Origin of the sequence: Xanthomonas cannabis pv. cannabis (assembly GCF_000802365.1) — a bacterium.
GTDB lineage: Bacteria > Pseudomonadota > Gammaproteobacteria > Xanthomonadales > Xanthomonadaceae > Xanthomonas > Xanthomonas cannabis.
Window position 1 is genome coordinate 1 of record NZ_JSZE01000096.1, and the last position, 13,256, is coordinate 13,256.

17 protein-coding genes are annotated in these 13,256 nt (G+C 65.0%); 8 read left to right on the top strand and 9 right to left on the bottom strand.

The window, feature by feature from the left end; translation table 11 throughout:
• Nucleotides 1-154: 154 nt before the first annotated feature.
• The 3 genes from OZ10_RS15435 to can form a co-directional block, all read right to left on the bottom strand.
• Nucleotides 155-2,284 carry an FUSC family protein gene (locus OZ10_RS15435; protein WP_039411397.1) on the bottom strand — a complete coding sequence of 710 codons (2,130 nt, stop codon included), beginning with the start codon at nucleotides 2,282-2,284 and terminating at the stop codon, nucleotides 155-157.
• Between the two features lie 285 nt (nucleotides 2,285-2,569).
• Nucleotides 2,570-3,100, bottom strand: coding sequence for a 3-hydroxyanthranilate 3,4-dioxygenase (locus OZ10_RS15440; protein WP_039411400.1), 531 nt, complete (start codon nucleotides 3,098-3,100; stop codon nucleotides 2,570-2,572).
• Nucleotides 3,101-3,309: 209 nt separating this feature from the next.
• Nucleotides 3,310-3,972 carry a carbonate dehydratase gene (can, locus tag OZ10_RS15445; protein WP_039411402.1) on the bottom strand — a complete coding sequence of 221 codons (663 nt, stop codon included), beginning with the start codon at nucleotides 3,970-3,972 and terminating at the stop codon, nucleotides 3,310-3,312.
• A gap of 155 nt (nucleotides 3,973-4,127) precedes the next feature.
• Between can and OZ10_RS15450 the strand changes: the two genes are divergently transcribed.
• Genes OZ10_RS15450 through OZ10_RS15470 form a run of 5 tightly spaced genes read left to right on the top strand, consistent with a single transcriptional unit; the run spans nucleotide 4,128 to nucleotide 6,689 of the window.
• Complete coding sequence (locus tag OZ10_RS15450) at nucleotides 4,128-4,664, top strand: glycoside hydrolase family 108 protein (RefSeq protein ID WP_039565754.1); 537 nt, start codon at nucleotides 4,128-4,130, stop codon at nucleotides 4,662-4,664.
• A gap of 42 nt (nucleotides 4,665-4,706) precedes the next feature.
• Entirely contained in the window at nucleotides 4,707-5,237 is a 531-nt protein-coding gene (locus OZ10_RS15455) for a DUF2589 domain-containing protein (protein WP_039520615.1), read from the top strand.
• Nucleotides 5,238-5,286: 49 nt separating this feature from the next.
• Nucleotides 5,287-5,907 (top strand): DUF2589 domain-containing protein, encoded by a 621-nt coding sequence (locus OZ10_RS15460; RefSeq protein ID WP_039411411.1) that lies wholly within the window; start codon nucleotides 5,287-5,289, stop codon nucleotides 5,905-5,907.
• Nucleotides 5,908-5,954: 47 nt separating this feature from the next.
• The gene (locus tag OZ10_RS15465; RefSeq protein WP_039411414.1) at nucleotides 5,955-6,215 is read left to right on the top strand and encodes a hypothetical protein; all 261 of its coding nucleotides are present in this window, start codon (nucleotides 5,955-5,957) and stop codon (nucleotides 6,213-6,215) included.
• Nucleotides 6,216-6,689 (top strand): hypothetical protein, encoded by a 474-nt coding sequence (locus OZ10_RS15470; protein ID WP_039411417.1) that lies wholly within the window; start codon nucleotides 6,216-6,218, stop codon nucleotides 6,687-6,689.
• 11 nt (nucleotides 6,690-6,700) lie between these two features.
• Here the strand turns inward: OZ10_RS15470 and OZ10_RS20710 are convergent, their stop codons facing one another.
• Nucleotides 6,701-6,889 carry a hypothetical protein gene (locus tag OZ10_RS20710; protein WP_228313921.1) on the bottom strand — a complete coding sequence of 63 codons (189 nt, stop codon included), beginning with the start codon at nucleotides 6,887-6,889 and terminating at the stop codon, nucleotides 6,701-6,703.
• 52 nt (nucleotides 6,890-6,941) lie between these two features.
• Between OZ10_RS20710 and OZ10_RS15475 the strand changes: the two genes are divergently transcribed.
• From OZ10_RS15475 to OZ10_RS15485, 3 genes are all read left to right on the top strand, one after another.
• A complete protein-coding gene (locus OZ10_RS15475; protein ID WP_039411420.1) occupies nucleotides 6,942-7,652 on the top strand; it encodes a hypothetical protein in 711 nt (236 codons plus the stop codon).
• Between the two features lie 168 nt (nucleotides 7,653-7,820).
• The gene (locus tag OZ10_RS15480) at nucleotides 7,821-8,690 is read left to right on the top strand and encodes a hypothetical protein (RefSeq protein WP_039411423.1); all 870 of its coding nucleotides are present in this window, start codon (nucleotides 7,821-7,823) and stop codon (nucleotides 8,688-8,690) included.
• Between the two features lie 374 nt (nucleotides 8,691-9,064).
• The gene (locus OZ10_RS15485; protein ID WP_052210051.1) at nucleotides 9,065-9,778 is read left to right on the top strand and encodes a LuxR C-terminal-related transcriptional regulator; all 714 of its coding nucleotides are present in this window, start codon (nucleotides 9,065-9,067) and stop codon (nucleotides 9,776-9,778) included.
• A gap of 298 nt (nucleotides 9,779-10,076) precedes the next feature.
• Here OZ10_RS15485 and OZ10_RS15490 read toward each other — a convergent pair whose 3' ends face one another.
• The 5 genes from OZ10_RS15490 to asnS are packed head-to-tail and all read right to left on the bottom strand — an operon-like array spanning nucleotide 10,077 to nucleotide 12,995.
• Nucleotides 10,077-10,712 carry an FMN-binding negative transcriptional regulator gene (locus OZ10_RS15490; protein ID WP_039565755.1) on the bottom strand — a complete coding sequence of 212 codons (636 nt, stop codon included), beginning with the start codon at nucleotides 10,710-10,712 and terminating at the stop codon, nucleotides 10,077-10,079.
• Between the two features lies 1 nt (nucleotide 10,713).
• Nucleotides 10,714-11,046: a hypothetical protein gene (locus OZ10_RS15495; RefSeq protein ID WP_039411430.1), complete on the bottom strand. Its 333-nt coding sequence runs from the start codon at nucleotides 11,044-11,046 to the stop codon at nucleotides 10,714-10,716.
• The gene (locus OZ10_RS15500) at nucleotides 11,043-11,348 is read right to left on the bottom strand and encodes a hypothetical protein (protein ID WP_039411434.1); all 306 of its coding nucleotides are present in this window, start codon (nucleotides 11,346-11,348) and stop codon (nucleotides 11,043-11,045) included. The genes OZ10_RS15495 and OZ10_RS15500 overlap by 4 nt, the downstream gene beginning before the upstream one ends.
• Nucleotides 11,345-11,599, bottom strand: a complete 255-nt coding sequence (locus OZ10_RS15505; protein ID WP_039411437.1) for a hypothetical protein — start codon at nucleotides 11,597-11,599, stop codon at nucleotides 11,345-11,347. Before OZ10_RS15505 ends, OZ10_RS15500 begins: the two co-directional genes overlap by 4 nt.
• 1 nt (nucleotide 11,600) lies before the next feature.
• On the bottom strand, nucleotides 11,601-12,995 hold the full coding sequence (asnS, locus tag OZ10_RS15510; RefSeq protein ID WP_039411440.1) for an asparagine--tRNA ligase: 1,395 nt from the start codon (nucleotides 12,993-12,995) through the stop codon (nucleotides 11,601-11,603).
• Nucleotides 12,996-13,256: the final 261 nt, after the last annotated feature.

A 13,256-nucleotide genomic window follows, 5' to 3' on the forward strand; every position in this document is an offset into this window, starting at 1 on the left:
CGAAGTAGGTCTGGTCCTGGCCGTGGTGCTGCGGAAACACGAACGCCTCGCGCAGGTTGCGCAGCGGGTCGGCGGCGTCCATTGCCGCGGCGTGGGAACGGGACAGCGGGTCGGTGGTCATCGGGCATGCAACGCTCTGGAACGATGCGGCAGTTTACCCGCCGGCACCGCGCGCGCCGTCATGCACGCCCGCTGTCTCGGCCGGGGCCGGTCGGGCAGGCCGCAGCAGGTGGGTGAGGGTGCCGATGCTGTCGGTGACGCGGTCGATGGTGTCGGCAAGCGCCGCGCTGCCGGGCGTGCCGTCCGGCAGCGCGGCCAGCGCATCGGAAAGCTTGCGCTCGGCGCTGCGCAAGGTGGCCGCGGCCGGCGTGCCGCCGTTGACCAGACAGTCGATCAATTCCGCCAGCGCCTGGTCGGCGTGGTCGGCAAATGCGGGCAACGTGTCCAGCGCGGGCAACTGGTGGCCATCGCGCAGCACCGCCTCCAGCAGCAAGGTGGCACGGATCAGCCGGTTGCCGTTGGCCAGCAGCGATTCGGCAAGCTTGAGTTCCTGCAGGTTGCGGCGGCTGCGTGGCTCCCCGCGCAGCCGCTCGATCGAGGCCTGCGCATTGGTACGTGCCACGCGCGCGGCGGCGCGGCTGTCGCCCAGGTGGTCCATCCGGCCCAGCAGCAGGTTGCGCAGATGCTCGCGGTAGGCAGTGAGCAGGTGAGCCAGTGAACTGCGGATATGCCGACGCTCGCGCGTGGGCCACAGCGCATAGGCGACCAGGGCCAGCGCACTGCCGGCCACGGTGGCCTGCAAACGTGCAACCACCGCCTCGCCGGGCGTCACCCCTTCGAACGACAGCAGCAGCACCAGCATGCCGGTGAGGAAGGCCACGCCGATGCCGTAATTCACCTGGGTCAACAAACGAAAGCCCAGGCAGAACAGCGCCAGCAAGGCCATGCGGACGCTGGCGCCATCCATCGCCAGATGGGCAAGCAGCGTGGCGACCAACAGGCCGACGAAGGTGCCCGCCACGCGCAGCGCACCAAAGCTGAAGGTGCCGCCGAAATCCGGCTTGAGCACGATGGCGGTGGTCATCGGAATCCAGAACCCATGCGGGATCTGTTGCCAGCGCTGGAACGCGATCGCCAGGGCCAGGCACACGCCGCAACGCAGCGCATGCCGACACGCCACCGACGACAGATCCAGGTTTGCGCGCAGGGTGGCCCAGGTGGCGGCCGGGCGCAGCGCTGCCGGCAGGCGTGCTTCGGCCAGTTGCGCCTGGATCTCGCCACGGCTGCTGGCCCAGTGGGCATTGCGGATCAGCGCGCGCAACTGGCCGCCCAGGCCCTGCGCGCGGGCGACCGCCACGCGCACCAGCCGGCGCTCGCGGGTATCGGCGTTGTCGTGTTGCACCTGCGCCAGCGCAGCGATCAGGTCGTCGAAGCCGGTCATTGATGCGTTCGCCGCCACCGGGTCTTCGCCCACCGTCATTGCGTGGGCCAGCTGTTCCAGCACGATCGCACTGCGTTCGAGTACGCGCTCGATGGCCGGGCGTGCCTGCGATTCGGTCAGGCGGGTGTCGGCATCGGCCAGCGACAGCAGCTCCAGCCGCACGCGCTCGCATAGCTCGGCGATGATGCGAAAACTCTGCACGGCAATCGCACGCGAACGATGTTCGCCATGCAGCATCACCATCGCATCCAGCACTTCCTGCGTGGCCGGCGGTGCAGCGCTGGCTTCCGGGCGCTGGCGGGCGATGCCGGCCAGCTGGCGCATCAGCTCGGCCAGCGCGAACCGCTCCGGGCGGTAGCGTTGCAGCGGCCAGGCCGCCAGCGCCAGCAACACCTGCAACAGGCCGCCGGCAAAGATCAGCGCCGCCACGCCCGGAGCTTGAGCGACAGGCAGGCGCATATCCGCGCTGACCACCAGCAGGATCATGCTGGTCAGGCCCACCCGTGCCGCCACCGGGCCCAGCGCCACCAGCAGGCCGCCGCCCAGGCCGAGCAACAGACCGGCCAGCACCAGCGCCGGCGTATTGTGCCCGACCCACACGCCCAGCAAGGCCGCCAGGCCGGCCGCCAGTGCCGCCATCAGCATGCGCTGCAGCCGCGCGCGGTAGGGGCCGGGCTGGTCGGAGAACATGGTGTTGAGCGCGCCGCTGCACACGGCCAGCCCGGCGGCAACATGCCCGGTGGCCACGCCGATCGCCAGCGGCAGCACCACCGCGGCGGTGTTGCGCAAGGCCACGCGCAGCGGCACATCGCGCGGCTTGAGGTCGATCAGTGTCCGCAGCATGGTGGCTGTTTCCGTGCAGCGGCCCGGTGCATCGCTTGCGCGCGATCGCTGCGCGCATACGGCCACGCGCGAAACGCGCTGCGCCGGATCGGGCAGGTCATGGCAGTTCTCCTGTCAGGCAGCGGCCAGGAAGAACCTGCCGGCCGCGCCCATCGCGTCGCGGCGCTGCAGCGTCATCGCGGTATGCGCAGGCAACGCCGAGTGCCCCGGCAACAGCAAACCTTGCACAGGCAATCAACCGCATCGCGCTACACGTGCTCGCCGCAATGGCATGCCATCGTCCCCTCAGGCCTCGACTGCGGCATAGCGCTCGGGCGCAGGGTGCAGGTGCCCGCACTGGGTGCAGGTGCGCAAGGCCAACGAGCGATAGAAATGATCGAATACCGGCGGAAAGTCGGTTTCGATGTTGCCTAGCGGAAACATCGCCTCGTAGAGCTTGTGATTGCACTGCGGGCAATACCACTGCAGGCCGTCCTGTTCGTGCGGCAGGCGCTCACGTTCGATGACCAGGCCGATCGAGCGGGCAGCACGCTGCGGCGAATGCGGCACCTTCGGCGGCAGCAGAAAGATTTCGCCGGCGCGGATCGGGATGTCGCGTTGGACGCCCTCGTCCTGCACCTTCAGCACCATCTCGCCTTCGAGCTGGAAGAACCACTCCGGGCCTTCGTCATAGTGATAGTCGGTGCGCGCGTTCGGCCCGCCGACGATCATGATGATGAAACCGTCCTGCTGGATGCACTTGTTGCCCACCGGCGGCTTGAGCAGGTGGCGGTGTTGCTCGATCCAGGCATGCAGGTTGATCGGCGGGACCAGCATCGACGTTCCTCGGTAAAGAAGACGTCCAGCATAGCCAACCCATGGCGCTGGTGGGTGGCGCGGTGGCTGGCGCGATCGCGAAGGCGAGGTCCCAGCTGCCGCTGCGCAGAGCCGGCACGTACCACTGAGGCCATGCCGGCTCCGGACGCCTTGTCCGGACGCGGGCGACGACTGTTCCTTGCGTCGCTGTGAACGCGTCCGGTTGGGCCTCAGCGTTCTTCGTGATCGGCCTGGATCTGCGCCAGCGCGGCGTCGTAACGCTCCTGCAGCAGCTCCGGGCGATCGATGGACATGCCCAGGTCGTGCGCATGCCCGTCGCGCAGGCTGTACACCCAGCCATGCACACACAGCGCCTGGCCGCGCTCCCAGGCATCGCGCACGATGGTGGTGCGGCAGACATTGACCACCTGTTCCAGCACGTTGAGCTCGCACAGGCGCGCGTGCTGCACCGGCAGATCACCGGCATCGTGCAGGCAGGCCTCGTGCTTGTCGGCCACATCGGTGACGTGACGGATCCAGTTGTCCACCAGGCCCATGCGCTTCTGGGTGAGGCTGGCAAACACGCCACCGCAACCGTAGTGGCCCACCACCAGGATGTGCTTGACCTTGAGCACGTCCACCGCGAACTGGATCACCGACAGGCAGTTCAAATCGGTATGCACCACCACGTTGGCGATGTTGCGATGGACGAACACCTCGCCCGGCGCCATATCGATGATCTGGTTGGCCGGCACGCGCGAGTCAGAGCAGCCGATCCACAGGTATTCGGGCGTCTGCTGGGTGGACAGTTTGGAAAAGAATTCCGGGTCTTCGCGGCGGATACGCTCGGACCAGGCACGGTTGTTGTCTAGCAGATGGTTGAGCTCGTTCATGGGGGCAGTATTCCAGAAAACGCGGTCTTGGTGGCCCCTGCCGGGACCCGGAATGAATCAGCTTTCAGGCACCGTAGTATCGGTGAACGGCCGATGCCCGGCTATTGCACCGATGCGGAAACTGGCGCCACCGATCAATTCGACAGGTGGCGCCGATGGCTGACTTCAACGTGTTTTTTCCGACCCTGCTCAAGCACGAAGGCGGCTTCGTCAACGATCCCGCCGATCCGGGTGGGGCCACCAACAAAGGCATCACGCTGCTGACCTTCAAGGCCTGCGCCCAGAACCTGCTGGGCGTGGAGCCAAGCCTGGCGAACCTGCGTGCCCTGACGGATGCCCAGGCCGGGGTCATTTACAAGGCGCAGTACTGGGACCGGCTGCGCGCCGACCAGATCGCACTGCAGCCGCTGGCCAACATCCTGTTCGATTTCCATGTCAACGCCGGCGGCAACGCGATCAAGCTGCTGCAGACCGTGCTCAATGCGCAGACCGGCGGCGCGCTGGTGGCGGACGGGCGGATGGGACCGGCGACGTTTGCCGCACTGGCATCCAGCAACCAGCAGGACCTCTATGCACGCTACAAGGCCGGCCGCAGGGACTACTACCAGCGACTGGTCGCCGCGCGACCTGCGCTTGGCAGGTTCCTCAAGGGATGGCTGGCACGCGTGGATAGCTTTCCCGACGCGGTCTGAGCCAGTACCGGCCCAGCGACATCTCCGACCAACGAGCCCAACATGGCGCAAATCTCCCTCAATGATCTGATTGAAGCGCTGGCCGGAGCGGTCATCGACGCCCAGGACCGGATCGAACAGCACCAGATGGCCAATCTGGGCGCGTTCTTCGACGAGGACAATCGTCCCAGAAGCGTTCTGATCCGCTTGCCCTCGCAGCATCCGGAAGCGGGCGAGAACGACGAAGACCTGTATCGCGCACCGCTGTTGCCGCTGGTGTCGTCCAACGTCCTGCGTATCAAGGACGTCGAGATCAGCTTCGATGCGCAACTCGGCGAGCTCAGCGAACTGGACGAAGCCGCGTTGCCGGCGTCGCTGGCGGTTCCCGCCGCCGTCGATGACTGGCATCCCAAGCCGCCGGCGCTGCCCGGCCAGATCGGCATCGACCTTGGCTCCAACGCAAAAAGTGCGCGGCACAGTGCAGTACATGTCGTGTTGCGCGTGGAAGGCAGCGAGCCGACCGAAGGCGTGGCACGTCTCATCAATCGCCTTGCGCAGTCGCAAGGCGTGTTCAAGACGGTCAAGGGAGATTGATTCCCGCCGTCGTCGATTCTTCTAAACAATCACTTTTCAGGAGACCACCATGAGCGATATTGTCAATATGTCCGACCAATTCAAGGGCCTGCCGATGGCGGACCTGATCGGCGCCCCGTTACGTGCAGCCTGCGATGCGCAGGTCATGCTGGCCCGCGCCACCGCCGACTTCATCAAGGTCATCGGTTTCCTGCCGCCGACCGACCCGGCTACCGATCCCAACGGGAACGGCGGCACACGGACCGCGCAGTTCAAGTTCAAACGCCCGGTCGAAGACCCCAGCGGTGCCGGGATGGCCGAGGAGGAAGTCGAGATCGTTGTGCCGCTGCTGACCTTGGTCAATGTTCCCAATTTGAGCATTCAGACCGTGGACGTGACCTTCGACATGGAAGTCAAATCCTCGTTCTCGGAAAAGGAAGCCGAAGACAAGAGCCTCAAGGTGGATCTGGAGGCAAGCGTCGGCTGGGGCGTGTTCAAGGCCAAGGTCAACGTGCAGGGATCGGTGTCCAGCCACAAGGAAAACACGCGCTCTTCGGATAACTCGGCCAAGTATCACGTCGCATTGCACGCCGAAGATCGCGGTACCCCTGAAGGGCTGTCGCGCGTGCTCGACATCCTGCAGACCGCCGCAGCGCCACGCAAAGTCTCAGCGCCTGTGCAGGTACCGTAAGCGGCGCTGCTGAGTCCTGCACCTTTCCATCACCCGAGTCGTTGCCGATGATCGATTTGTCAGAAGTGAGTTACATCAAGCGCATCGTCGTCGGCAGCGACAACCCGGCAAAGATGCAGACCGCTGAGCAGGTCGAGGCCGCGCAGCAACTGCTCAATCGCTGCCTCAGCGAAGCGCCCAAGGGAGCGATTCTCGGGATCGAGAGGAGCTTCAATATCCTGCAGCTGGGCGAGCATCAGGTGGTGCTGCAATGGTTGTGCTACCACGTTGGGTTCAAGCGCAAGCCGATCTGGCTGACGGAGTCGTAGATGGCACACGCGAGCTATTCCCTGGACGCTTTCGTGGAGTTGCTCGACCAGGCCGTCCGACGAGCGCAACTGCGATGCCACCAGCGCCACGCCGCGCTGGTGGATGCTGCGGTGGCTGCCTGCGGGATGCAGGTTCGCTGCGTGGATGAGGAAGGAACGGCCCAAGGCGAAATGGAAACCATGCTGTCCATTCCAGTCTGCCACTTGCGCGCGTTGCGGCTATCGCAAATCAGCGAGTTTTCGTTGACGCTGGAAGTGCAGATAGAGGCGGTCACGCACAGCGACGGTGCTCCCGGACTGGCGCTGCGTCTTGCGCCGCCACGCAGCCGTACGTCGGGCCACACGCTGAAAATCGGCTATCAGGGTAGGGAGTGTCCGCGTGGTGTGCTCTGGTTCGATGGCATCGCGCTGAAGGAATGGACGCTTCATCCGTTCGTGGACGTGCCACCGTCCGATTCCGGAGTGGTGCCGTGAGGTTGCTGCTGTCAGACGCCGATGCCCGTGCGCTCGCCGAGCGGCTGGGAACCGATGTGGCCACCTTGCATGCAGATCTCTGTCGGCAGTCCCGGCGCAAGCCGCGATCCATCTTCATCATCTGCCTGGTTGTTGTTCTGGTCATCGCTGCGTTTGGTCTGCTGATTGGCCGCGTGACCGATCTTTCCACCGTTTCCAATTTCTTACTGGAGCTTTTTCATGTTTTGTCAACATCGTCATCAACATCACATTTTGCGCATCACCTCGGCACTGGCCTTGTGTCTGTCGCTGACTGCAGCACAGGCAGTTCCCGCTGAGGGGATTCCGGCGGGTGACTGGCGCGGCATCCTGTCCACCGGCGGCAGCGCAGGTCCGGTCTACGTCCGTCTGAGTGCGCGCGCGGCTGGAGTCGAGGGTACCCAGGTGGCGGATCTGCGATTCGGGCCTCCCTACAATTGCGCGCTCGAGTTACGAGCGCAGCCGGACGGTTACGCGTTGCTGTCGCGCAATGGCGGAAAGTTTTGCGAGGCGCTGACCGGCGGTCTTGCCCAACTCCAGGTGGCCGATGAGGGCGCGCCTGGGATGCAGCTCACGTTGTCTGGCAGCGCCTCGCCGTTCGTCGTCGCCCTGGATCAAAGCAATGCCGGATTGGCCGAAGCCGGGCGCTGGCGCGCGGCGGGCCTGATGTCTGCACAGCTGGAAATCGTGGCGACCACCGTTCGTCCGGGTGATGTGCTCGGTCGCCTGCGTTACGGTGCCCCACGCGATTGCCAAGTGGAATTGCGCTATGCCGGACGTGCGGCAGGCGCGTTGAATGCCTGGGTCATGGCCAACGACAGGGGCTACTGTCGTCAGCTCAGTGATGCCCAGGCCAGTCTGCAGGTTCGTGCTGATGGCAGCGCCGAGCTTGCACTGTTGTTGAAAGGTCAGCGGGACACGGCGCTGTTCGAGCGGATGCCTTGAGGTGTCGTCGCTGCGTACCTGCCAGCAAGGACGTCATCTATGTGGAAGCGAGCCAGCAGGCGCGCCGGCCTACGGCGACGCGCAGTGGCCCAGCCCGTCCCGCCGGCAGAATTCGGCGGGCCGGCATTTTGCAGCGTACTCGAACAACTGGAGCTTGAATGCCGGGCGATGGTGTCCTATGCACTGAAGCAAGGGATGGCAATGTCTCCCGATCTGCCCGGCCGGCTGGCAGAGCTGCGCGTGATGCCTGGTGCCTCCTTGCACGGCGAATCCGGCGCGCGCGAATTGGCCGGTCTGCACCGACAGCTGGTGCGTGCGATCCAGCCGGCAACGCCACAGGCGGTTGTGCTGATCGAGCGCGAGCGCCTACGCGGTGGCTGGCTACGCTGGCTCGGGCCGATTCCGTTGATCCGCACCTTGACCTTGACCTCGGTCGGTTGTCTGGCCTCAGTGGTCGGGCTGGCGATGTCCAGCCTTGTGAACGCGCACAACATCACGCTGGGCTTCCTCGACTCCTCGGGGAGTACGCTGGGCTGGAATGTGATGTTCATCCTGGCCTGCGCCGGGCTCGGTGCAGCGTTTTCTGCCTTGTTTCAAGCCCATCGTTACGTTGCCGACGCAACATACGATCCGCGCTTCGATTCCTCCTATGCGGCGCGCATGATCCTTGGCCTCATCGCTGGCCTGATCCTGGTGGAGCTGCTGCCGGAGAATCTCTTCGCTGAAAGCAGCCTGGGCGCGTTCGGAAAGCCCGCATTGGCGATGATGGGCGGCTTCTCGGCAAGCGCGGTGTACCGCCTGCTGCAACGCATGGTCGAGGTCATGGAGACGGTCGTGCGCGGCGATTCCGGCCAACAAGCCGCTGCCGCCATCCAGTCGCAGCGTGCGTCGGCCGAATCCGAAAGCATCCGCGCGCGTGGCGAACTTGCTGCAGGTCTACTGGACCTGCAGCGTGAGATGCAGGCGGACCCGCGTCTGGATCAGGTGCGCCAGCAACTGACCAGCCTTGCCAGGCAGATGATGTCCGACGATTCGTAATCGTTCGTTAGTGAGATGCGGTAAGGCGCGCGCGCTTTTTTTATGCCGGCCTTAAGCAGAAGCACGGTTTGGCAGAGTCTGCAGAGCAGCAGGTGGCAGCACGTTTTCGCGTCGTGCGGCATGGCTCGCTTTGGCTCCGGCGCAAATTGCCTAACACGCTTCAGGCAGGCGCACCCGTCATGGCGTCTCAGCGACGTCGGCGGCGGTATCGATATCAGCATCCGATGCTCGCCAAATCAGTTCAAGACCGATGGCCCGGAGGTGAGCGTGTGACAAGCTCGCTCCAGTGCTCCTGCCGAGCCTCTGCCGATTCGCTGCAGCGCGCCGCCTGAAAGCCGCTGCACATCGCGGTCCCCATTCGTGCACCAGAGGGTATGATGAAGACACGTATCGTCGTTGCTGCCGATCGCACCATCCTCGTGGAAGGGATGGTCGCTTTGCTGCAAAAGGTTCCGGGATTCGAAGTGGTAGGGCATGCGGAAGACGGGCTGGCATGTCTTCAGATCGCCGCAAGAGAACTGCCTGATATCGTCCTGGTGGATGTCCTGCTCCCCGGCCTCAACGGTATCGATCTGACGCGACGCTTGATGCAGCGCAGTCCCAATAGCCGGGCAATCTGTATCGCTCCGTCCGATGCCTGTATGCAGGCCAGCGCAGTCTTCGAAGCTGGCGCCAAAGCCTATCTGGCGCGAACCAGCCGTTTCGCTGAATTGCTGCGCGCGATTCAATGCGTCACCCAGGATCAGACCTACATCAGCCCGCAGATGTCGCGTTCACTGATCGCAGGGCTGCGTCGACCCGCCAAGGCCGAGTCGGCCTACACCCGACTGACCTCACGCGAGCGCGAGATCGTGCAGCTCTATTCGGAGGGGCTGTCCACCAGGCAGATCGCTACCCGCTTGCACCTGAGCGTGAAAACGGTGGGAACGCATCGCGAAAACTGCATGGTGAAGCTCAATATCCAGAGCATCGCTCAGCTGACCCGTTATGCGATCGCGCAGGGCCTTTCTTCGCTCGAAGCAGCAATCGACGGGAGTGGTGAGCCGCCCGATGCGTGCGTAGCGCAGCACATGCGCCGTGCCGGCTGAGGCATCCCGGCAACGCACAGCGCCACACCGGTCGTATGGACGCTGGTACAAGCACGCAGGTGCTAGGCGATGGCATATGCACCTCAGCATCCCCGGTGGCCGATGCACCACCAGCGCAGCGTGTACGTTGCTAGCGCATGCTGATCATGGTGTGAGCGTGGAGCGGGGGCGATGCCTGGCGCAGTGAGGTAGTGGTGCCACGACCCGCGGGTAGCTCGATTCCGGCGTCGCCCGAGGGTACGGCCGACGGGTCCCAACCGTCTGGTGATCAGCCTTCGAGAGTGCGGCCGCTGCCGTCTCAGCGCCTCGTATTGGCGTCCATGGCCGCCTGCATCAATGCTGCGATCGCTTGCGAGGCTTGGTTGGGTTGCTGCGCTAGGAATTCGCTGACACTGCGTTGATTGGCGGCGGGGTGGTTCTGGCTGAGCTTGAAGGTGAGCTCGATACGGCTGGGCACGAAACGGAAGCCCACCAGGCCGCGCAGTTGCCGGCGATGGCTATCGCGCGCCATTTCGAACTGCCAGTCGCTGCCGATGCGGTGTTCGAAGTGCGCGCTCATGCGCCCGATCAGATCGCCCAGCGCCTGCTCGTCGTCCACCCGGCTGCAATGCCCATGCAGATGCGCCACCGCGTAGTTCCAGGTCGGTACGCGCGCGGCGGTTTCCTTGTCTGGATACCAGGTAGGCGACACATGGGCGTGCGGGCCGTGCACCACGATCGCCGCCTCGCCAGGTGCGCGCGCCTGCGGGTTGGGGCGTGCCCAATGTCCCTCGATGGTGATGGTCTCGCCATCGCGCCGGTACAGCACCGGCAGGTGCGAGATGGCCGGTTGCCCGCCCTCGTCCTGGCTGATCAGGGTGACGTACGCGTCGCGCGCCAGCAGCCAGTCCAGCAGTGCCAGATCGGTCTGTGCAAACGCGCGCGGGGCGTACATCTCAGGCGCGGCCGCCCATGCTGATGACCATGCGTTCGCGCAGGTCGGCATCGTCGTCGCCTTGCGGTGGCGAGATTTCGTGCAGCGAGAAACCGCGGATCAGGGCGTCTTCTTCGTCCAGCCCGTCCAACGCGACGAATTCGGCATCGAACAGCGCCGCGCGTGCACTGTCTTCGCTGTCGTAGGCCAGTGTCTTGCCATCGCTGTCCAGCACCTCGGCGGTGCCGGCATCCTTGATGCGCAGCCGTGCCCAGATCAACGTGCGGCCGATGGTGGCCAGCCACCATTGGTCATGGCCAGTGGAGGTGTCGCGGTCGTCGAGCTCGATAGTCATGGCATTACCTTGGAAAGCAGCCCGAGCAGGGCTGCCATGCCCAGGCCGAAAAAGATGGTCAGCAGCGACAGCCACGCGGGCGTGGCCAGGCCGGAAAGGGCACTGTCGCGGTAGCTGCGGTAGCGGCGCGCCAGCAACCAGCGCAACGCCACGGGACTGATGAAGGCCGGGTCGCCAAAGCTGTCCAGCGCGTCCGGGTGGCGGTCGCGCAAGTGCACCAGGGTCAGTGGCCAGAAGATCAGCAGTGCGGTCAGCCCCGCGACGGCGACACCCACGAAACACAGCGCGAAGAACAGAGTCATGTGCCCGCCAGCAGGAATGCGAGTTTGGGAAGTGCTGCGCCGATCACCAGCGCAGCAATGGTCCACCACAACGGCCGCACGGCATGGCCGACAGCCTTGCGCGCCGTATCGGCGTGCCACCACGCGCCCGGGTTCGGGTGAGCAGACGCCAGCTGCGCCAGCCGCAGGCCTCGCACCCCAGCAATGCCGGCACTCAGCAATGCCACCAGGAAGGCCAGCAATTGCAGCGTGGAGGCCACCAGCAGACTCACCTCAGAACTCCGCGCTACCCGGCGCGCGCGGATAGGCGATGGCGTCGCGGATGTTGCTCAAGCCGCACACGTAGACCACCAGGCGCTCGAACCCCAAGCCGAAGCCGGCATGCGGCACCGAACCGTAGCGGCGGAAATCGCGGTACCAGTTGTAGTGCTCCTGATCCAGGCCGAACTGCGCCATGCGCGCATCCAGCACGTCCAGGCGTTCTTCGCGCTGGCTGCCGCCGATAATTTCGCCGATGCCCGGCGCCAGCACGTCCATCGCCGCGACGGTCTTGCCGTCATCGTTCAGGCGCATGTAGAACGCCTTGATGTGCTCGGGATAATTGGTCACCACCACCGGGCGGCCGATGTGTTCTTCGGTGAGCCAGCGCTCGTGCTCGGTCTGCAGGTCCAGGCCCCATTCCACCGGGAAGTCGAACTTCTTGCCGGAGTTCTGCAGCAGCTTCACTGCCTCGGTGTAGTCGATCTGCTCGAACGGCGCATTGATGAAGGCCTCCAGCTTGCTGATCGCGTTCTTGTCCACGCGCTCGGCCAGGAACGCCAGATCGTCGCCACGCTCGTCCAGCACCGCGCGGAACAGGTACTTGAGGAACTGCTCGGCCAGACGTGCATCCTCGGCCAGATCGGCGAAGGCGATTTCCGGCTCGATCATCCAGAACTCGGCCAGATGACGCGTGGTGTGGCTGTTCTCCGCGCGGAAGGTCGGGCCGAAGGTGTAGACCTTGCTCAGCGCCAGGCAGTACGCCTCCACGTTGAGCTGGCCGGACACGGTGAGAAAGGTTTCCTTGCCGAAGAAGTCGCGGCTGAAATCCACATTGCCGGCGGCATCGCGCGGCAGGTTGACCATGTCCAGCGTGGAGACGCGGAACATCTGCCCGGCGCCTTCGGCGTCGGAGGTGGTGATGATCGGGGTGCTGATCCAGTTGAAGCCGTTCTGATGGAAGAACCGGTGCACCGCCTGCGCCAGGCAGTTGCGGATGCGGGTGACCGCGCCGAACAGATTGGTGCGCGGGCGCAGGTGCGCCACTTCGCGCAGGAACTCCGGCGTCATCGGCTTGGGCTGGATGGGGTAGGTGAGCGGGTCCTCGACCCAGCCGACGATCTCCACGCCGCTGGCCTGGATCTCGAACGACTGGCCCTTGCCCTGCGACTTCACCAGTACGCCCTTGGCGATCAGCGAGCAGCCGCTGGTCAGGCGCTTGATCTCGTCGAAGTTGGGCAGAGTGTCGTTGGCCACCACCTGGATCGGAGCGAAGCACGAACCGTCAGTCACGTTGATGAAGGCCAGTCCGGCGGATCCGCGCAGCGTGCGCACCCACCCCCGTACCGTGACTTCGCCGCCTTCGGGGAGCTTGCCCGCAAGCGCATGTTCAACGCTGACCACCGTCATGACTTTTCCTCGCCGTAGCGACCTTGAATGGCCTGCGAGTTTACTGGCTGCGGGCGCGCCGGCGCGAGCACCTGAACACGTTGCGCCAAGCTGCGCTTGTCGCCGGCGCGCGCTGCCCCCATATGTTGCGGACGCCACCGCCCAGCGTGCCGCCGGGGTGTGGCGGTCTCGCTATACTTGTCACCACTGTTTTGGAGTGTCCCCATGGCCATCAGCCTCACCCCCGCCGCGCTGGAGCGCGTGCAGCGTTTCGTGCAGCAG